Annotated in this window: 19 protein-coding genes and 1 tRNA gene; 6 read left to right on the top strand and 14 right to left on the bottom strand. The window is 54.1% G+C overall.

Features of this window, described 5'->3' with window-relative positions; all coding sequences use genetic code 11:
- Positions 1–48: 48 nt before the first annotated feature.
- Together V7Z75_RS10125 and V7Z75_RS10120 are read right to left on the bottom strand one after the other, a co-directional pair.
- The gene (locus V7Z75_RS10125) at positions 49–597 is read right to left on the bottom strand and encodes a DUF262 domain-containing protein (protein WP_334108506.1); all 549 of its coding nucleotides are present in this window, start codon (positions 595–597) and stop codon (positions 49–51) included.
- A gap of 222 nt (positions 598–819) precedes the next feature.
- Positions 820–1,146, bottom strand: coding sequence for a hypothetical protein (locus V7Z75_RS10120; RefSeq protein ID WP_334108505.1), 327 nt, complete (start codon positions 1,144–1,146; stop codon positions 820–822).
- Between the two features lie 249 nt (positions 1,147–1,395).
- On the opposite strand from V7Z75_RS10120, the gene V7Z75_RS10115 reads away from it, so the two are divergent.
- Complete coding sequence (locus tag V7Z75_RS10115; protein WP_334108504.1) at positions 1,396–1,734, top strand: hypothetical protein; 339 nt, start codon at positions 1,396–1,398, stop codon at positions 1,732–1,734.
- 41 nt (positions 1,735–1,775) lie between these two features.
- Here V7Z75_RS10115 and V7Z75_RS10110 read toward each other — a convergent pair whose 3' ends face one another.
- The 3 genes from V7Z75_RS10110 to V7Z75_RS10100 form a co-directional block, all read right to left on the bottom strand.
- The gene (locus V7Z75_RS10110; protein ID WP_334108503.1) at positions 1,776–2,237 is read right to left on the bottom strand and encodes an RES family NAD+ phosphorylase; all 462 of its coding nucleotides are present in this window, start codon (positions 2,235–2,237) and stop codon (positions 1,776–1,778) included.
- Positions 2,238–2,711, bottom strand: coding sequence for a type II RES/Xre toxin-antitoxin system antitoxin (gene parS, locus V7Z75_RS10105; RefSeq protein WP_334108502.1), 474 nt, complete (start codon positions 2,709–2,711; stop codon positions 2,238–2,240).
- 443 nt (positions 2,712–3,154) lie between these two features.
- Positions 3,155–3,231, bottom strand: a tRNA-Arg gene (locus V7Z75_RS10100).
- Positions 3,232–3,347: 116 nt separating this feature from the next.
- Between V7Z75_RS10100 and V7Z75_RS10095 the strand changes: the two genes are divergently transcribed.
- Both V7Z75_RS10095 and V7Z75_RS10090 read left to right on the top strand, forming a co-directional pair.
- Positions 3,348–3,638, top strand: coding sequence for a hypothetical protein (locus V7Z75_RS10095; RefSeq protein ID WP_334108501.1), 291 nt, complete (start codon positions 3,348–3,350; stop codon positions 3,636–3,638).
- A 49-nt stretch (positions 3,639–3,687) separates the two neighbouring features.
- Complete coding sequence (locus tag V7Z75_RS10090; protein ID WP_334108500.1) at positions 3,688–4,521, top strand: symmetrical bis(5'-nucleosyl)-tetraphosphatase; 834 nt, start codon at positions 3,688–3,690, stop codon at positions 4,519–4,521.
- Between the two features lie 83 nt (positions 4,522–4,604).
- Here V7Z75_RS10090 and V7Z75_RS10085 read toward each other — a convergent pair whose 3' ends face one another.
- The 5 genes from V7Z75_RS10085 to V7Z75_RS10065 all read right to left on the bottom strand — a co-directional run bounded on the left by V7Z75_RS10085 (position 4,605) and on the right by V7Z75_RS10065 (position 8,401).
- Positions 4,605–5,363, bottom strand: a complete 759-nt coding sequence (locus V7Z75_RS10085) for a lysophospholipid acyltransferase family protein (protein WP_334108499.1) — start codon at positions 5,361–5,363, stop codon at positions 4,605–4,607.
- A 37-nt stretch (positions 5,364–5,400) separates the two neighbouring features.
- Positions 5,401–6,150, bottom strand: coding sequence for a GNAT family N-acetyltransferase (locus V7Z75_RS10080; RefSeq protein ID WP_334108498.1), 750 nt, complete (start codon positions 6,148–6,150; stop codon positions 5,401–5,403).
- Between the two features lie 134 nt (positions 6,151–6,284).
- Positions 6,285–6,737: a glycine zipper 2TM domain-containing protein gene (locus V7Z75_RS10075; protein WP_334108497.1), complete on the bottom strand. Its 453-nt coding sequence runs from the start codon at positions 6,735–6,737 to the stop codon at positions 6,285–6,287.
- A gap of 10 nt (positions 6,738–6,747) precedes the next feature.
- The gene (locus tag V7Z75_RS10070; protein WP_334108496.1) at positions 6,748–7,713 is read right to left on the bottom strand and encodes a carbohydrate kinase family protein; all 966 of its coding nucleotides are present in this window, start codon (positions 7,711–7,713) and stop codon (positions 6,748–6,750) included.
- 115 nt (positions 7,714–7,828) lie between these two features.
- The gene (locus V7Z75_RS10065) at positions 7,829–8,401 is read right to left on the bottom strand and encodes a TetR/AcrR family transcriptional regulator (RefSeq protein WP_334108495.1); all 573 of its coding nucleotides are present in this window, start codon (positions 8,399–8,401) and stop codon (positions 7,829–7,831) included.
- A gap of 260 nt (positions 8,402–8,661) precedes the next feature.
- Here V7Z75_RS10065 and V7Z75_RS10060 point away from each other — a divergent pair, with 260 nt between their 5' ends.
- The gene (locus tag V7Z75_RS10060) at positions 8,662–9,165 is read left to right on the top strand and encodes an SRPBCC family protein (RefSeq protein ID WP_334108494.1); all 504 of its coding nucleotides are present in this window, start codon (positions 8,662–8,664) and stop codon (positions 9,163–9,165) included.
- Between the two features lie 56 nt (positions 9,166–9,221).
- Here the strand turns inward: V7Z75_RS10060 and V7Z75_RS10055 are convergent, their stop codons facing one another.
- The 3 genes from V7Z75_RS10055 to V7Z75_RS10045 are packed head-to-tail and all read right to left on the bottom strand — an operon-like array spanning position 9,222 to position 10,950.
- On the bottom strand, positions 9,222–10,013 hold the full coding sequence (locus tag V7Z75_RS10055; protein ID WP_334108493.1) for a hypothetical protein: 792 nt from the start codon (positions 10,011–10,013) through the stop codon (positions 9,222–9,224).
- Between the two features lie 13 nt (positions 10,014–10,026).
- Entirely contained in the window at positions 10,027–10,440 is a 414-nt protein-coding gene (hemJ, locus tag V7Z75_RS10050) for a protoporphyrinogen oxidase HemJ (protein ID WP_334108492.1), read from the bottom strand.
- A 3-nt stretch (positions 10,441–10,443) separates the two neighbouring features.
- Entirely contained in the window at positions 10,444–10,950 is a 507-nt protein-coding gene (locus V7Z75_RS10045) for a peroxiredoxin family protein (RefSeq protein WP_334108491.1), read from the bottom strand.
- 198 nt (positions 10,951–11,148) lie between these two features.
- Between V7Z75_RS10045 and V7Z75_RS10040 the strand changes: the two genes are divergently transcribed.
- On the top strand, positions 11,149–14,979 hold the full coding sequence (locus tag V7Z75_RS10040; protein ID WP_334108490.1) for a DUF3683 domain-containing protein: 3,831 nt from the start codon (positions 11,149–11,151) through the stop codon (positions 14,977–14,979).
- A 94-nt stretch (positions 14,980–15,073) separates the two neighbouring features.
- On the opposite strand, the gene V7Z75_RS10035 is transcribed toward V7Z75_RS10040, so the two are convergent.
- Complete coding sequence (locus V7Z75_RS10035) at positions 15,074–17,023, bottom strand: methyl-accepting chemotaxis protein (protein WP_334108489.1); 1,950 nt, start codon at positions 17,021–17,023, stop codon at positions 15,074–15,076.
- 329 nt (positions 17,024–17,352) lie between these two features.
- On the opposite strand from V7Z75_RS10035, the gene V7Z75_RS10025 reads away from it, so the two are divergent.
- The gene (locus tag V7Z75_RS10025; RefSeq protein WP_334108488.1) at positions 17,353–17,694 is read left to right on the top strand and encodes a hypothetical protein; all 342 of its coding nucleotides are present in this window, start codon (positions 17,353–17,355) and stop codon (positions 17,692–17,694) included.
- The last annotated feature ends 121 nt before the right edge of the window (positions 17,695–17,815 follow it).

Below are 17,815 nucleotides of genomic sequence, written 5' to 3'. Positions count from 1 at the left end.
GAATACAATGGAACTCGCTCCTTCCTTTGCTGATGATGGTCAAGCTACTTATTTGTTAATGGCGTTATGCTGATACCTCATTGCTTGATGTTCCAGTTTCCCATAATTGAGATGCTCGTAGATAGCGCGCAAATGCTGCAGGTCATCTGAATATTGCAGCTCAAAACATGGGAATGGCTGGTGGTAAAACCTTCTTTCTCGCGTCAATTGGTCAAGATCATCATGGAACACGCCATTGAAGATACTGACCTTGTTTTCCACAAAGTCGCGGATGGCGGTAATCCTGTTCATCCCGTCCAGCAGCCAGCCAGACATCGGTTTGGCGCCGCTGGTGCGCCATTGCGGCGCATGGATCACATAATATCCAATCGGCACACCCAGAAAAATATTCTCGATAAATCGTGACTGCCTATCCCGGTTCCAATCCGTTCCGGGATTCCAGGGCGGTAACACGAAATTGACCAGTGTTTTCTCGCTTTCCAGACGGGGAAGCTGCGGAGCAATGCCGAAAATGTGCTCGATCGGATGATCATGCGGCGTGCCATGCAACAGGCGATCAGGAAGCAGCGGGGATTTTTGATGGGGTACATCTGCCATGGCCAAGCTCCTCTCTGATTGGGGGAAGTTATTAATAGTTATAGTGCAAGCCCTGATAATTTTGCAGCGCGTAAGTTGTATCAGCGACAGAATACTGGGTCGCGCAATCGCGGCTATATATCAAGACTCTTGCTACCATGAGTTGTTAGCAAGAGTCTTGCACACCGCAGAAACCAAGGCAATAGCTGCAGAGGATGATGCATGGATGCAGAGGTTTTTGTTCTACTCTTTGCCCTGTGTGGGTTTGAGCAGGATACTCAAACCCTGCTGCTCGGTCTTGATGGGGGCGAGGTATGGCAGGTCCTTGATGAAATGTTCTACATTTCCAGCCTTGAGAATGGCCGTAATGCTGGTATCTGCCTCATTCGGCATAAGCTGGTACTGCAGAGGAACGCTACGGTAACGGGAAAGCGTTTCGGCAATTTCTTCCAGGCCAGCCTGATCAAAAGCAATGGAGCCCGTCTCAAAGCTGAACGCATCCGCAGCAGGACGCTGGATGCGCCTGCTTAGGAGGCAAAGGGTAGTTGCTACCTTTAAACGCGGGCCCATGTTCAAGCAGGTTGGGGTGGTAATAGCGCTGTAATGTTTTCATATCGCGATGCCTGGTCTGAGCAGCGGCTTAAAGCATTTCGAAACCATGCTGCTGAAATAGCCTGGTGGTGGCTTCATGGCGCAAGTCATGCAATCGCAAACCTGAAAGCTGGGCTCGCTCACATGCGCGCCCAAATGCTTTTGTCAGCGAGGCTGAACGAATGTTGAAGACGTATTCAATGATGCAGGCCAGGCCTGCGCGCGATAGTGCGTTACCTGCTGGCCGAGCTGAGGAGGACGCAGCCCAACCATCCCTTGCTCAACAAGAAGAACCGTGAGGGCATTGCCGCTTTGCGCGAGTGTGAGCCGTTTGAGCGTGCAACAGCCCTATTCTTGTTCGGTGCTTTGCAACAGTTCTTCTTCGACGGCAATAAGCGCACATCACGCTTCATGATGAACGGCATTCTCATGTCGCGTGGCATCGATGCGATCAGTGTCCCAGCCGCCAAGGCTCAGGAGTTCAACGAAAAGATGGTTCACTTTTATCCTAACTTTGCCGTAAAACTTGGCCCTTCAGGGCGGAGATATAAGGGGGTCGCCACTTAAAACAATTTCTCAAAGCTAATCCAGACCACGCCTGTTTGTGGCTATTCAGGCCTGACCCGATGATCAAAAGTAAATGGCCGCAGAATCTCGAAAGTGATCTCGCTGAATCTCGGATGTTGTGGGTTGATCACAATATTCTGGTTTTCCGGAATGATGACCGAAGGCACTATCAGGCCCATGTGCTGGCCTGCTTCCACGAATTGATCGCCAAGACGGGCAGCTTCGATGGAGGATGGCATGGCACTCCAGCCTTTGGGCAGGCTATTCCGGTTCAGTGTCTGGTACAGGGCTGAATCGTCGGGTAGTTTGATTTCAACCAGCACCAGGTCGTCGGGAAGCGGATTGCCGGTATGGACCAGTTTTTCAAAGGCAGTAATTGCGACACTTAAGCCGGCATAGATTACTGCGATTCCTTCACTGTTCCAGCGTCCTCCTGCAATCCTAGCACCCGTACCTGCTCGATCGAGCGCGTACTTCTCTTTGGCAATGCGCCATGCCAGCACTTAAACAGCGCCCCCATATGCAATTGCGTTGAGGATTTTCTTGACTTCCCCTTTGCCAAGATCCGTATCGAGCATGGTGATAGGCGCCTCGCCCAATGCCTTGTTCTCAGCAAATAGCCAAGCTTTGGCTTTATCGCTGGAACCAAAAACGTCTATTGCGTCAGCCTCGATCTGAGCGATGCGCGCCAACCTCTCGGTTTCGGAAGGTCCTAAGTGTTTATCGGCCTTGAGCCATCTCGCCAACGTGGTCGAAGGAATACCCAATAGCTGCCCCATGCGCTGTTGCGTGATGGAGAAGTGACGGCTGGCATCCACCAGGACACCTGCCTCGACGCCAGCGCGTATTTGTTCGATGCGCTTGGCCGGCTCCGCCTGCACCAGCTTGCTGCTGAACTGGGCATATTGCTTGGCTACGGTATGGCCAGCACTTTTGGCTTGAGGTGCAGATGTGACCACCCTGGCTTTATCGGTCATGATCCAACTCCCGCTTGATATTCAAATGATGATTAATATTATTCCAAATGGTTTTTTTGAGCAAGGCTGGGATTTGAGGATGTGCTGCCCCCATTCTTCCTCATTTTGCAGCGAGGCTACCTGGTAGGCGGTCTGTAATTCAAGTGGTGTGGCTTCATCATCTCTGGTGGTCACGAGGCCGATAGCTATATGTAAATAGTCTCGTCTTTGATATCTCCTGGTTTGACTGTGATGGCGATGAGCTTTGGCGAGCGGACTTTAAAGAACCAACTGCCATTTTTTCTTTGTAAGACGTCTAGCGCCATGATCGACTCCTGAAAATGGTGGAGTCCTGTATAGCTACCAGTTCGGTTTTAAACGGTCGATTTGTAGCGTACTTGTAGCAAAAGCATGAAGATAGGAAAGCGAAGCAAGAGGAGGAGTGCGGCAGCCCGCGTAGTTACTGGTGCGCCCGACAGGAGTCGAACCTGTGACCTTTGGCTTCGGAAACCAACACTCTATCCAACTGAGCTACGGGCGCGATTTAAGCAGGAGGCAGATTATAGCAAATGAATACAGGCTTGTCCGTGATAACCTTTTCCCGAGCGGGGCTTATTGAGTATAATCACAGCTTAATCGTATGAAGGATTTGTCTGTATGAGTGCGCATGATCACGATTTTCCTGAAACAACAAAGACGCAATTCATTCTGGCGACACTGGGTGCGCTGTTTGCGCCCTTGCTGGTGCTGTTTTTGGTGGCGCGTTTATTGCTGAGTATTGACGCTAGCCATATTGATGATCCGGTTGAAGTGCAAACACCGGTTACAGAGTCAGTCGCCCCGGCGGCAAGCGCTGGTGCTGACAGCGATGCGCAGGATAATAATGCTGCTGCCGATGAGTCTGCTGCTCCAGCAGCGGAGTCCGAAGCTGAGGACAAGAGCGAATAAATCCGGTTGTCTGTTTTAACCTTCTTTAATTTCAGATAGCAGCCCCGCCATGGCTACCTATGCGATAGGCGATATTCAGGGCTGCTTTCATTCCTTTCTTTCTCTCCTCGAAGTTATCCGGTTTGATCCTGTCCAGGACAGGATCTGGCTTGTCGGCGATCTGATCAATCGCGGCTCGGGTTCATTGGAAACGCTGCGCTGGGCCAAGGATCATGAATCCAGCCTAGTCATGGTGCTTGGTAATCATGATCTGCATGCCCTGGCAGTAGCGGAAGGCTATGTGCGAGTACATCGCAGTGATACCCTGCAACCTATCCTGAATGCGCCGGACCGTGATGAGTTGCTGGAGTGGCTGCGTTTTCGCCCCATGATACATGCCGAGGGCGACCTGGTGGTTGTACATGCCGGATTGCTGCCGCAGTGGCAGGTCGGGCAGGCATTGGAGTTGGGGCGCGAGGTGGAGGCTGCCTTGCGTGGGGGTGGATATCAGGATTTCCTATCGCAGATGTATGGCAATTATCCATTGCGCTGGGATGCTTCATTGCAGGGCATGGACCGCCTGCGCATGATTACGAACGCCATGACGCGGTTGCGGGTCTGCACGCTGGATGGCGCCATGGATTTCGATTTCAAGGGCGAGCTGGAGGATGTGCCGGCTGGAACGGTGCCCTGGTTTGATGTGCCGGAGCGGCATTCATCGGATGCAACTGTGATTTTCGGGCATTGGTCGGCGCTGGGCTTGCAGCAGCGCGACAATCTTTATGCCCTGGATACCGGATGTTTGTGGGGAGGCAAATTGACTGCTCTGCGTCTGGAAGATAAACAGGTTTTTCAGGTGCCTTGCCATCCTGCAGATGGGCCGCGTGCGCTCAAGGTCGGCTAGTTTCAGTTGGTGTTGGTATTGAAAGATCAGCCATCAACCCAATGGCGACGATGGCTGGGCTGGATGCGGAAAAGAGCCCTGGTCTAATCCAGGGTTAGCCTGGCTGCAATCGATTGCCTTGCCATCAGGCACAATCCCCGTCTCTCATGGCTGGCGCTGGCAATCGGCGCGGCAAAGTCCAGTTCCACCACTGGTCGTGGCTGTGACACTACCATGCGGAGCGATTGCCATAAGGTAGTGTCGCCATGGTAGGCCATGGCGGCGTTGGGGCTGCCATTCGCATCTGGATAGCGGATCGCAAAAGGCCGGATGGCTGTATTGGCGTCAATGGCCGCTTGCATGAGGCTGCCTTTGAACGGCTTTAATTCTGTGCCGTCGGTAGTAGTGCCTTCAGGAAAATAGCAAAGGCAATCCCCCGCCATCAGGCTTGATGTGGCGGTTGATACCATGCGGCTTGCATCCTGTTTTTTCTCACGTTCAATGAACAAGGTGTTGGCCTGTGCCACCAGCCAGCCAATCATCGGCCATGAACGGATATCTGCCTTGGCGATGAAGCGGACAGTGCGGATGCTGTTGAGTGCGTGAATGTCCAGCCAGGAGATATGATTGGCGACAAACATGCTGCCCTTGATATCGTCATCAGGAATATAGCCTTTGGTAATCACCTGCATGTTGAGAATGCCCAGGAACTGTTTGCTCCAGCGCCGGATAATGCGCTCACGGCGCAATGTGCTCACCCGGGGCAGGATGATGGCGGCAACAGAAATTCCATACAGCGTGTGCAGGCCGAGGCGCGACAAGCGGAACAGTTGCGTGGGCAGTGGGGTAGATTTTGCAGTCAAGCGGCAGGCGGCTTATATCTGAAGTATTGGAACCAGCTTATTTGAAAAAGTGGGCTGCATAGCGTTTATTGAGGCGCGACAATGGTAGCATAACCAGTATGTCTGCCGTATTGAAGGCAGGATCCCAGGCCGGTGCGCCGCAGATGTAGGCGCCTAGCCGCAAATAGCCCTTGATCAGCGGCGGGCAGGTAACTTCCATATCCTGGCGCAATGCTTCCAGTGGCAGCGGGCAATTCGGGAACACACGATATTCAGGCGGCGAAAGGTGATCCTGTTGCAATTGGTGGTACAAGCTGGCTGCCATGTGGCCGCCATCTGCCATGCCAATGCTGCCGCAACCTATCATATATTCATAGCGATGCACCTTCATATAGTTGGCCAGGCCAGCCCATAGCAGGGTGATGGTGCCGCCTTGGCGGTAGTCCTTGTGCACGCATGCGCGCCCGACTTCCACCATGCTGGGCGCTAAATGCCGAAGGCGGGAGAGGTCGAACTCGCCCGCGGAATAATATCCGCCGGCCTCATTGGCCATGGCCGGGCTGAGAATGCGATAGGTGCCGACGACTTCGCCGGTTTCATGATTGCGTACCAGCAAGTGGTCGCAAAACGCATCAAAGCCATCCTGGTCCAGGCCATCAGCGCTGGAGAGGTTGGCTCCCATTTCTTCTGCAAATATCTTGTAGCGCAAACGCTGGGCTTCGGCGATTTCTGAAGCGTTGCGTGCAAGGCTGACATATAGCTGATTGGCACCGGCCCTAAGGCCAAGGGAAGACTGCCGGTCAAGCATGAGGCTGATCCTGACTGTTGAGATAGCCTGCACTCTAAAAGTGCTGAATGACGGAACAGTTAAAACAAGGTGAAGCTTTTGTGAAAATGCCGGGCAAGGCCCGGCATGATGGAGTCAGAAAGGTTGAAGGCGTGTCAGTGTGTGACGCGTGTCACGCCGCCACTTTCCACCAGGCGCACTCTGTCGCCGGGGTTGAACTGGGTGTCGGCTTCCTGCACGACGGCGATCATGCTGCCGCTATCGAGCTTCACGGTAATTTCCAGGCCATCCTTACGGGTGATGCCTTCTTCAGCTGCCGAACCAGCCAGGCCGCCCACCAAGGCGCCGAGGACTGTGGCAATCGCCTGGCCGCGACCACCGCCTACTGAACTGCCGGCAATACCGCCCACGACTGCGCCTGCGCCGCCGCCAATTGGGGTCTTGGTGCCTTCGAGCCTGACATTGCGAACACTTTCCACAACGCCCATGCGCACAGTCTGGGTTTTGCGTGCTTCATCGCGGCTGTATACATCACCTGATTTGGAGCTCATACAACCTCCAAGAGAGAGCAAAATGCCTGTTGTTACAATTAGTGTGGTGATACGCATGATGTGCTCCTTAAGCTCTTGTTTCTTCTGCAATATGTTGTGACAAGGTTTCATCCACCAGCACTTGGCTGTAGATATTCTGTATTTCCTCGCGGGACAGCAGGTGATTCTGCGCGCCGCGGCTGGCAATCTTGATAGAGCCCATCACGGAGGCCAGGCGTCCACATACGGGCCAATCCCATCCTTGTGCAATACCATACAGCAAACCGGCACGATAGGCGTCGCCGCAACCAGTAGGGTCGACAACCTGTGTGGCTTTGACGCATGGAATTTCATATAGTTTTCCATCGGCATAAATCGTGGAACCTTGAGCGCCTTTGGTGACGATCAAGGCCTTTACCTTGCTGGCGATGTCATCCAATGTAAGACCGGTTTTTTCCAGCAAGAGTTGCGCTTCGTAATCGTTGACGGCGACATAAGCCGCCATCTCGATGAAATGCAGCAATTCTTCCCCATTGAACATGGGTAAGCCCTGTCCTGGGTCAAACATGAAGGGAATGCCTTTTTCATGGCATTCCCGAGCATGCAGGAACATGCCATCACGGCCATCAGGCGCAATGATGGCCAAGCCGATATCCTGTGCGTCATGCACGCTGTTCTGGTGGCATTCGCTCATGGCGCCGGGGTGGAATGCCGTGATCTGGTTGTCGTCCTGGTCGGTAGTAATGAAAGCCTGCGCGGTGAAGGTGCCGGGAATTTGCTTGATATGCGTGGTTTCCAGAGCATGCTGTTCCAGCCAGGTGGTATAGCTCGAAAAATCATCGCCCACGGTCGCCATGATGACAGGATTGCCCTCGAGCAATTTGAGGTTGTAGGCGATATTACCCGCCGTGCCGCCGAATTCGCGACGCATTTCCGGCACGAAGAAACAGATGTTCAGCATGTGGATTTTATCTGGCAGGATGTGGTTCCTGAACCGGTCGCCAAACACCATGATGGTGTCAAATGCCATAGAGCCACAAATTAAAATCCGCATGTTCCAACCTATTTTACTGAGTATAAACCGGCATTATCTAAGGCGGGAGGGGCAACTGCAAGCATGAAAAAGCCCGCTGCTTGGCGGGCTTCTCTGGAGATCAGGGTGGAAGGCGTCAGGCTGCCTGTGGCTCCAGTGAATTCTCAATCAGGATTTTCGCCGCTTTTTTTGCATATTTCACGGCGCCAGAGCCGCGCTTGATCTGTTCGGCCTGGATTGCGCCTTCGATCAGGATGGAGAGTTGCAAGGCAAGGCTGTCAGGGTCACGCGCTCCGGCATCGGAAGCCAGCTCGGCCAGCATCTGGCGGAATTGGCGGGATTGTTCCGCCGAGAGGCGGTGCACGGGGTTTTCCTCATTCGGGAATTCTGCTGAAGCCTTGAGGAAAGCCATGCCGCGGAAATCTGGAGAGGTAACCCACTCTTCAATGAAATCAAACAGCTTCTGTAGGCGTTCGGAGGGTTTCTTGGTGTTTTTGTTGAGTTTGTTGCTGAGCCAGTCGGTGAAATCGGTATGGCCTTTTTGCAGGACTTCCAGAATCAGGTCTTCCTTGCTGCGGAAATATTTATACAGCGTCATCTTTGTCGTGCCAGCGACCGCGACGATGGTATCTACGCCAGTGGAGTTGATACCGCGCGTCTGAAACAGGTCAGAAGCAACGTGGAGTATTTTTTCCCGTAACACGGACATAACGTGGTTCCTTATTGGGCGTACTTTAAATTTATACGCAATCCTCAATATATACCGTTCAGTATATACGCATTCATGTCGGAATAAATGGATAACAGCCAGAAATAACTGTATCCCCGTACGGTTCCCGAGTATAAGCGCTGGATGTGAATCCTGCTTGGTTTAAGTGTAAACAAACTGTTACAGATGTATAAAAAAGTGTAAATTGATGGGCGTGGTAATGAGGGGAAAATACATTCACTATTTACAGGAAGGTATGTATGCGCAAATTTTTATCATTCATGCTGGACGGCCTGACGGTGGTTCCTGCTTCTGCATCAGTGGCGGACAAATCGCTTTCGGTGGAAGAGTCTGTTGTATTGGATGCGCCTGCAGAAGTGGTGTGGGCCAGGATAGGCCGTTTTGGCGACATGAGCTGGCATCCGGCATTGGCTTCCACTGAAATTGTGGAAGGAAGTGAAAATGTGCCTGGAGCCAGGCGTGTGTTGACGATCAAGAATGGCGGCACGATTCACGAAACCTTGACCGCGCGGGATGCCAAGGCCATGGAGCTGTCGTACAAGATTACGGAAAGCGTGTTGCCGGTCAGTGATTACAGCGCCACGCTTTCAGTGCAGGCGGAAGATAGTGGCAGTCGCGTGCTATGGACCAGCAATTTCAAGCGTAAGACGCCGGGTGATGATCAGGCTGCTGTGGATACCATCACCAATATATTCCAGTCGGGATTGGCCCAATTGCAAGCTGATTTGCAAATAAGAAATTGATTAAAAAGAAAAAAAGCCGGGTTCTCGGCTTTTTTATTTCCTGCTATTCAGCTTGCTTAGATATTTGGGGATGTGCCGGATGGCACTGGCAGAGTCAATTGCGTCTTGATAAAGGTCTGCTCAGATTCTGGGAGGGTGATAAGCGGCCTGTACTCACAGCTTACCTTTTTCAATAGCTGGGTTGCCAGTGCGATATCCTCGGCGCGGTTGGAAAGTCGTCCATTGACGATATTGTTGAGAAACACGCTGCGTTCGGATGATCCCAGCATCAACGCCTGCGGGAACTGGCAGGTGCCTTGTCGCATGCGTTCCAACGCATTGTAAAGCGCAGCCACATGTTGTGGACTGGGTGGGGTTTCCTGAGAAGACGTATTCCAGAGTTGGTAAGAAGCCGCAGGTGCGCGGACAACAGGCGGTTCGCGCAGCATATACCAGGAAACAAACAGCGTTATTCCCAGCAGGCTGACAAAGCTGGCGTTTGTGCTTAAATCTCTCAGTCTGCGCCAACTGCCAACACATTGAGCACGGATCAGAGCCTCGGTGGCGGTGCGAGCATGGCGCAATGCCTGGCTTTCAGGCTGCTGTTTTTCTTGCTGCAATGCGTTGTCCAGCACGATGATGATTTGCTGGGCGAGGGTGTCGGGGAGCCGTGCGCCACTGGCTTTGGCTTGTTTGTGAAGGAAGCGGATCAGGCGGGTTTTCTGCTGCACGAATTCCTGCTCTATTTCATGCCGTGAATAGCTTGTTGGTGACAGCAATACATCAAAAATCTTCAGTAGGCGGGATTGGGGTGAGCTTTTGCCGGATTTCAGCAATTGCATCAGCCATGAACGGTTTCGATTGAACATAGGCATATCCTGGCTAGAAGGGTTTGACAACGACCAGTATGACAATGGCAACCAGCAACAAGACTGGTAATTCGTTCAGCCAGCGATAGAAGACGTGGCTGTGGCGGTTGCGGTCATGCTTGAACGCAAACAGCAGCTTGCCGCAGTAAAGATGGTAAATAATCAGCACGGCAACCAGGGTGAGCTTGGCATGCAGCCATGCTCCTGAAAAACCGTAACCATGCCACAGCCATAGGCCGAACACGATGGTCAGCACGGCGCCAGGCGTCATGATGCCAAAGAACAGCTTGCGCTCCATGATCTTGAAGCGCTCGCTGCCAGTACCGTCTTCCGTCATGGCGTGGTAGACGAACAGGCGTGGCAAATAAAACAGGCCAGCGAACCAGGTGACCATGAAGATGATATGCCAGGCTTTGATCCAGAGCATGTTTTAAGCTCCTGTTCCCAAGTGCTGATCCAGCGTTTTACGCAATGGGGTGAACTCCAGCTCGCCGATCAGTTTCTGGATGATGCGGCCCTGCTTGTCGATAATGAATGAGGTAGGGGTGACGCGCACTTCGTTGAAGTGTTGCGCGACTTCGCCAGTGCTGTCATGACTGACGGGAAAAGGTAGCGCGTTGTTGCGGGTATAGGTGGCGACTTGCCGGAGAGTGTCATATGACATGGCAACGGCGACCACCTCGAAGCCTTTATGCTTGTATTCGTTGTATGTCTGGATCAGCCCAGGCATTTCCGCGATGCAGCCGGGGCAATCTGTTGCCCAGAAATTCACCAGCACCATTTTGCCCTGCAATGAGGACATGGGAATGGTCTTGCCTTCAAGCGTGACGAAATTGATGTCGGGCGCCTGCGGCTTTTGTGTCAGGGAAAACCCCAGGAAAATCAGCAAGCCGATAATGGCAAGCGGGATCAGGACTTTACGCAGCTTCTGTAACATGGTGTAAACAAGCAATCCGGCAACTAATGATTGACATGGTCATTGTGGTGCTTTTTGCTGGTTTTGTCATCTGGCTGATCTTGATTAAAAATGGTTCTCATTCCGTTGAAAGCCTTGCCAGGCCTGCATGTCTGCTTATTTTTGAGTAAGTCCGCATGATATAATCGCGTCTTTGGCCTAACTGCGATTTATACCAGCATGACTGCCCGTTTACGCGAAATCCCCTACAACTACACCTCTTTCTCTGACCGTGAAATCGTGATCCGTTTTCTCGGGGAAGAGGTCTGGAATGTGCTCAATGAACTGCGTACAGAGCGCAAGACCGGGCGTTCCGCACGCATGCTGTTTGAAGTGCTGGGCGATCTGTGGGTAGTGTCGCGCAACCCTTATCTGCAGGATGACCTGCTAGGCAACAAGAAGCGTCGCCAAGGCCTGATCGACGCCATGAACCACCGCATCAAGGCGATTGACGAGCGCAGCGCAGGCAACCAGAAAGTGCTCAAGCTGGTGGTGGCAGCACGCAAGGCGGTCAACGAGTTTGAGCAGGAGTTCCGCCAGACCGAGAGCCTGCGCAAGCAGACGCTTGCTAAGCTTTCGCGTTATACGCGCAAGGACAATATCCGTTTCGATGGTTTGTCCCGCGTTTCTCATGTCACTGATGCCACTGACTGGCGCGTCGAGTATCCGTTTGTTGTCATCACCCCCGACTCCGAGCAGGAGATTGCCGCGCTGGTGCGTGTCTGCATCGAGCTAGGCTTGACCATCATCCCGCGCGGCGGCGGCACCGGCTATACCGGCGGCGCCGTGCCGCTGACCAAGTTCTCGGCGGTCATCAACACGGAAAAGCTGGATCAGCATTCCGGCGTCACCTATGCCAAGCTGCCGGGCGTCAACGGCCCAGGCATGGATGGCACGGTGCCGGTTATCCATTGCGGCGCAGGCGTGGTGACGCGGCGTGTGATGGAAGCAGCCAGCGCGGCTGAACTGGAATTTGCCGTCGACCCGACTTCCGCCGACGCTTCGTGCATAGGCGGCAACGTCGCGATGAACGCCGGTGGCAAGAAGGCCGTGCTCTGGGGCACGGCGCTCGACAACTTGGCTTCCTGGCGCATGGTGACGCCGGATGCGCAGTGGCTGTTTATCGAGCGCCTGGACCACAACCTCGGCAAGATTCACGATGTGGAAACCGCGCGGTTCCGTATCACGCGCTACGAGGAAGATGGCAAGACCGTGATTGGCGAGCCTGAATTGCTCGACATTCCCGGCCCCAGCTTCCGTACTGTCGGCCTCGGCAAGGACGTGACGGACAAGTTCCTGTCCGGCCTGCCCGGCATCCAGAAGGAAGGCTGCGACGGCCTGATTACCTCGGCGACCTTCATCCTGCACCGCATGCCCAAGCATGTGCGCACCGTGTGCCTGGAGTTTTTCGGCCACGTTGCGCTTGCGGTGCCTTCCATCGTCGAGGTCAAGGATTATCTCGACGCTCATCCCAACACCATCCTCGCCGGGCTGGAGCATCTAGACGAGCGCTACCTGCGCGCCGTGGGCTACGCGACTAAGGCCAACCGCAGCGAGCGGCCCAAGATGGTGCTGATCGCGGATATCGCCAGCGATGATGAAAATGGCGTGGGTGAGGCGGCTTCGCAGGTGGTGCGTCTTGCCAATGCGCGTGGCGGCGAGGGTTTCATCGCCGTGTCGAGTGAGGCGCGCAAGAAGTTCTGGCTCGATCGTGCGCGTACTGCGGCGATCGCCAAGCACACCAATGCGTTCAAGATCAACGAGGACGTGGTGATCCCGCTGCCGCGCCTGGGCGATTACTCCGATGGCATCGAGCGCATCAACATCGAGCTCTCGATCAAGAACAAGCTCAAGCTGCTGGATGCGCTCGAGGTCTTTATCGAAGGCGACCTGCCGTTGTATGAGGACGACGAAACCCAGGCCGACCCTGAAAGCGTCGTTGCCAAGCGCCAGATGGCGCTGGAATTGTTCGCCGCCACGCGCCAGCATTGGCAAAAGGTGCTGGACAACCTCGACGGCGCGATTTCCCTGCTGGGGCCGGATTTCAGCGACCTTGCCGTGGAAAACATTTTCCGCGCCGTGCAGGAGCACCAGGTGCGCATCTCCTGGAAGCAGGACATCAAGAAGGAGCTGCACCGCATCTTTACCGGTCGCGAGTACCGCCGTATCCTCGAGCGTTGCGACGAAATCCATAAACAGGTGCTGAAGGGCCGCGTCTTTGTCGCGCTGCACATGCACGCTGGCGACGGCAATGTGCACACCAACATTCCGGTCAATTCCGACGATTACGAAATGATGCAGACTGCGCACGAGGCCGTCGCGCGTATCATGAAGCTGGCGACCGGCCTGGGCGGCGTGATCTCGGGCGAGCACGGCATCGGCATCACCAAGATGGAGTTTCTCGACGACAAGACCGTGGCCAAGTTCGCCGACTACAAGGCCAAGGTCGATCCGGAAGGCCGCTTCAACAAGGGCAAGCTCATGGCGGGTTCCGGCCTGCATTCGGCCTATACGCCCTCGTTCGGCCTGCTGGAGCAGGAATCCATCATCATGGAGCAATCGGCGATCGGCGATATTGCCGACTCCATCAGCGATTGCCTGCGCTGCGGCAAGTGCAAGCCGGTATGCACGACGCACGTGCCGCGCGCCAACCTGCTGTACAGCCCGCGCAACAAGATTCTCGGTACCTCGCTGCTGATCGAGGCCTTCCTCTACGAAGAGCAGACTAGGCGTGGCATCTCGCTTAAGCATTTCGACGAGTTCAACGATGTCTCCGACCATTGCACGGTCTGCCACCGCTGCGAAAAGCCGTGCCCGGTCGATATCGACTTCGGCGACGTTTCGATCGCCATGCGCAACTTCCTGCGCGAGCAGGGCAAAAAGCATTTCAATCCCGGCACCACGGCGGCGATGACCTTCCTCAACATCAAGGATCCGGCCACCATCCGCGCCATGCGTACGGCGATGGTCGGCTTCGGCTACAAGGCGCAGCGCGTCGCGCACGGCCTGTTCAAGCGGCTGGGCGTGTTGAACGCCACCAAGAAGGCGCCGCCGCAAACGCTGGGCAAGCCTGAGATCAAAGCGCAGGTGATCCATTTCCTCAACCGGCCCATGCCCAAGGCGATGCCGACCAAGACCTCGCGCGCCTTGCTCGGCATAGAAGACGACACCATCGTGCCGGTGATCCGCAATCCGCAGAAAACTACTGAAGATTCGGATGCCGTGTTCTATTTCCCCGGCTGTGGTTCCGAACGTTTGTTCTCTACCGTCGGGTTGGCGACACAAGCCATGTTGTACGAAGCAGGTGCGATCACCGTACTGCCACCAGGCTATCTCTGCTGCGGCTATCCGCAGACTGCGAGCGGCAACCACGACAAGGGGCAGCAGATCACGGCGGATAACCGCGTGCAGTTCCATCGTGTCGCCAACACCTTGAACTACCTCGATATCAAGACCGTAGTGGTTTCCTGCGGCACCTGCATGGACCAGTTGCAGAAGTACGAGTTCGAACGCATCTTTCCAGGCGCAAGATTGCTGGACATCCACGAATACCTGATGGAAAAAAACTTCAAGATCGAAGGCATTACCGGCACGCGCTATATGTATCACGACCCTTGCCACAGCCCGATGAAAACCTATGCGCCAATGAAGGTAACGCAGGCGCTGGTAGGCGAGAATGACGTGGCGCTCAACGACCGCTGCTGCGGCGAATCCGGCTCGTTTGCGGTATCCCGCCCCGACATTGCCACCCAGGTGAAAATGCGCAAGCAGGAAGAGCTGGAAAAAGGTATGGAGAAAATGGGGCTGACCCCAGGCAAGCCAGAGCAGGAAGTCAAAATCCTCACCTCCTGCCCGTCCTGCCTGCAAGGCTTGTCACGCTACGGCGAAGATACCGGTATCGAGGCCGATTACATTGTCGTCGAAATGGCCAAGCACCTGCTGGGCGAGAACTGGATGCAGGATTATGTGCAGAAGGCTAACAACGGTGGTATAGAGAAAGTGCTGTTGTAATTACCCCTGTGGCTCTCCAAATCAATCAAGAAGCCGGCTATGCCGGCTTCTTCTGTTTGTAGAGCATGCCCGAAGGCTAAGTAAAAGCAGGTAGTCAGTTCAAGCGGAATACGGAAACGGTCTTGTTGAGCTGCTGGGCCTGTTCTTCCAGTGAATGGGCGGCTGCCATTGCTTCCTCTACCAGCGCCGCGTTCTGCTGGGTGACTTCATCCATGGAGGTGACGGCGATATTGATCTGCTGGATGCCGCTATTTTGCTCTTCAGAAGCGTGGGCAATCTCATTCATGATGCCGGAAACCCGCTGTACTGCCGCCACAACTTCTTCCATGGCCTGGCCCGCGCCTACGACTTGTGCCGAACCTTGCCCAATTTTGGCGACAGAGTCGGTAATCAACTGTTTGATTTCCTTGGCTGCATTGGCGCTACGATGGGCCAGGCTGCGCACTTCCTGCGCCACCACGGCAAAGCCACGGCCCATCTCGCCGGCACGTGCGGCTTCGACCGCGGCATTGAGCGCAAGAATATTCGTCTGGAAAGCGATGCCCTCGATTACGCCGGTAATTTCCGACATCTTGCGTGATTCATCCGAAATCTCCTGCATGGTGCTGACAGCAGTAGTCACAGTCATGCGGGCATGTGCAGCCGTGCTTGAGGCAGTGGCGGTCAGCTCGTTGGCGGCTTTCGCGTTCTCGGTGTTCTGCCCAACATTAGAGGTGAGTTGTTCCAGGCTGGCGGCCGTTTCTTCCAGTGAGGCTGCCTGGTTTTCCGTCCTTTGCGAAAGATCGGTATTGCCCAGGGCGATCTCGGAAGAAGCAGTGGAAACATATTCGCTACTGGCGCGGATGTCACTGACGAGATCGCGCAATTTATCCTGCATGACCGTCATGGCGTGCAGCATGCTGAAATTATCGCCCGGCTTGAGCATGACCTTTGTGGTCAGGTCGCCATTGGCGATATGGCTGGCCAGATCGGCAGCATCCGCAGGTTCGCCACCAATCGGGCGAATCACCATGCGATCTATCAGGTAGCCGAGCGCCAGCGAGACGAGGATGACGCTGAGCAGTCCGATGATGATCGCTGTATTGCGCAGGTTATGCACGCCTTCAAGGATTGTGTCTTCAGGCACGGTAATGCCAAAAGACCACGGAGTTTTGCTCTGGGCGATATTGATCGGTTGATAGATTCTCAAGACCCTGGTGTGCAGAGAATCATCCTGAACGCTGTCCTGGTATAGTTGCCCGGTTTTAACCGCCTGCCTGACCTTGTCCCAGGTGCTGCCGCTTGGGATGGCCTTGCCCACATTCGCGGCTTCGCGGTCGGCGATATAATTTCCTTGGTTCGAGAGCAGGCTGGCATAGCCAGTGGAAAATGGCTTGATCTGGCTAATTCTCTGCTGGAGTTCCGAGAGCAATATATCCACACCCAGAACACCGACTATAACGCCGTTATGCCGGATCGGCACCACCATGCTTGTAAACAGCGTTTTATTACCGTTAATCTCATATTCATAAGGTTCAAGCAAGGTTTCCTCGCCGCTGTTGCGTGCCAGCAGGTAATAATCGCCTTCGCCTGGCACTTCGTAATTGTTCAGTGCCTCAATCCCGATCTGGCCGCTGCCGCGGTTCCAGTAAGGCACATAACGCCCTGTGGCATCCGTGCCGCGTTGATTGATGAACTCGTGATCCTGTCCGTCGAAGGCATTGGGTTCCCAAACGGTCCAGACACCGAAAAATGCCGGATTACCCTCCAATACCTGTTTCAGCATGCTATCTGCAAGCTTGCGGTTGCCCGGGCCTTCGTTGCGCATTCCCTGTAAGGATTGCGCAAGAGCACGCGCCGCATCAAAAGCGCTGCCAATTTCGGCTTTGATGTCGCTTGCATTCTGTCTGGACAAGGCGCGAGTATATTCAAGTGCCGATTCCTGCTGCAGGTTCGATGCCTTGTAGGTCAACACCGCAATGGTGAGACTGAATCCAGACAAGATCATCGTAATGACGACTAACAGGACTTTGCTACGCAAGCTGAGCTGATGAAGAGAGGCCATGATCCGGGTTTTCTTGATGGTTGATTTGAGTGATAACGGCATGAAGTAAAGAAAATTTACTTTTAAGAAACAAAGGGTATTGCTTTACATGACAAAAATACACGTGCTTGATCGAGAGCAGGCTATTCCAGAGCAAAACCGGTGACAGTGGCTTCGGTGACCTCCGGCATCTGTCAAGGATGTTAGAACATAAGTCATGCTGCTGTTAGCTCATTCTGAACATGGATGGCGGTCGTTTTTTTCTGCATTCAGCCAGACGCTGCCTATAGGTTGCCAGTTGCGCATGCTGCACGACCAGCGCCCTGGGTACGCGCAGCCTGATATAGCGCATGGCATCGAGCAAGAATGGCATGGTCCTGACTAACATGGTGCTGAGCAGGTGTGACATAAGGGGAGATGCTGTTCGTTATACCAATGCACGAGTTGCCTCACTCAATGCAACACCAGAGACGGTGGCCGCATTGCTCCCGCACTACGGTGCGTTGAATGACGTGCGAACTGTTGGCCATATTCTCGGATTCAAAGACTTCATGGCCCACAATCTTGCGGCTGTAAAACCAAAAGTAAAACCAAAAGGGTCAGACTCGATTGATCTACATGAGCCGTCGGTTTCTTCTTCCTTCTTCTTTCATGATCCGGCTGACGGCATCATAGACGTGGTAAGGATGTAGTTCTGCACACCGCTACCATTGTAAATAGTGAATCAATCGAGTCTGACCCTTTGATTTGTGTTGCGGAATATTAGGCAAAATAATTCGAGGGAGGCGGGGCATATTAAACCTTATAAGATAT

It is taken from the genome of Methylobacillus sp. (assembly GCF_036844465.1).
In the GTDB taxonomy this organism is placed as follows: domain Bacteria; phylum Pseudomonadota; class Gammaproteobacteria; order Burkholderiales; family Methylophilaceae; genus Methylobacillus.
The sequence above is the reverse complement of the archived record's forward strand: the minus strand, read 5'-3'. Positions and strand labels throughout refer to the sequence as shown.

Bases quoted from the DNA above. Each gene is read 5' to 3' on its own strand.
- V7Z75_RS10125 (WP_334108506.1), bottom strand. From the start codon at position 597: ATGGCAGATGTACCCCATCAAAAATCCCCGCTGCTTCCTGATCGCCTG.
- V7Z75_RS10120 (WP_334108505.1), bottom strand. From the start codon at position 1,146: ATGGGCCCGCGTTTAAAGGTAGCAACTACCCTTTGCCTCCTAAGCAGG.
- parS (WP_334108502.1), bottom strand. From the start codon at position 2,711: ATGACCGATAAAGCCAGGGTGGTCACATCTGCACCTCAAGCCAAAAGT.
- V7Z75_RS10095 (WP_334108501.1), top strand. From the start codon at position 3,348: ATGAGTGCGCATGATCACGATTTTCCTGAAACAACAAAGACGCAATTC.
- V7Z75_RS10090 (WP_334108500.1), top strand. From the start codon at position 3,688: ATGGCTACCTATGCGATAGGCGATATTCAGGGCTGCTTTCATTCCTTT.
- V7Z75_RS10080 (WP_334108498.1), bottom strand. From the start codon at position 6,150: ATGCTTGACCGGCAGTCTTCCCTTGGCCTTAGGGCCGGTGCCAATCAG.
- V7Z75_RS10075 (WP_334108497.1), bottom strand. From the start codon at position 6,737: ATGCGTATCACCACACTAATTGTAACAACAGGCATTTTGCTCTCTCTT.
- V7Z75_RS10070 (WP_334108496.1), bottom strand. From the start codon at position 7,713: ATGCGGATTTTAATTTGTGGCTCTATGGCATTTGACACCATCATGGTG.
- V7Z75_RS10065 (WP_334108495.1), bottom strand. From the start codon at position 8,401: ATGTCCGTGTTACGGGAAAAAATACTCCACGTTGCTTCTGACCTGTTT.
- V7Z75_RS10060 (WP_334108494.1), top strand. From the start codon at position 8,662: ATGCGCAAATTTTTATCATTCATGCTGGACGGCCTGACGGTGGTTCCT.
- V7Z75_RS10055 (WP_334108493.1), bottom strand. From the start codon at position 10,013: ATGTTCAATCGAAACCGTTCATGGCTGATGCAATTGCTGAAATCCGGC.
- hemJ (WP_334108492.1), bottom strand. From the start codon at position 10,440: ATGCTCTGGATCAAAGCCTGGCATATCATCTTCATGGTCACCTGGTTC.
- V7Z75_RS10045 (WP_334108491.1), bottom strand. From the start codon at position 10,950: ATGTTACAGAAGCTGCGTAAAGTCCTGATCCCGCTTGCCATTATCGGC.
- V7Z75_RS10040 (WP_334108490.1), top strand. From the start codon at position 11,149: ATGACTGCCCGTTTACGCGAAATCCCCTACAACTACACCTCTTTCTCT.
- V7Z75_RS10035 (WP_334108489.1), bottom strand. From the start codon at position 17,023: ATGGCCTCTCTTCATCAGCTCAGCTTGCGTAGCAAAGTCCTGTTAGTC.
- V7Z75_RS10025 (WP_334108488.1), top strand. From the start codon at position 17,353: ATGGCATCGAGCAAGAATGGCATGGTCCTGACTAACATGGTGCTGAGC.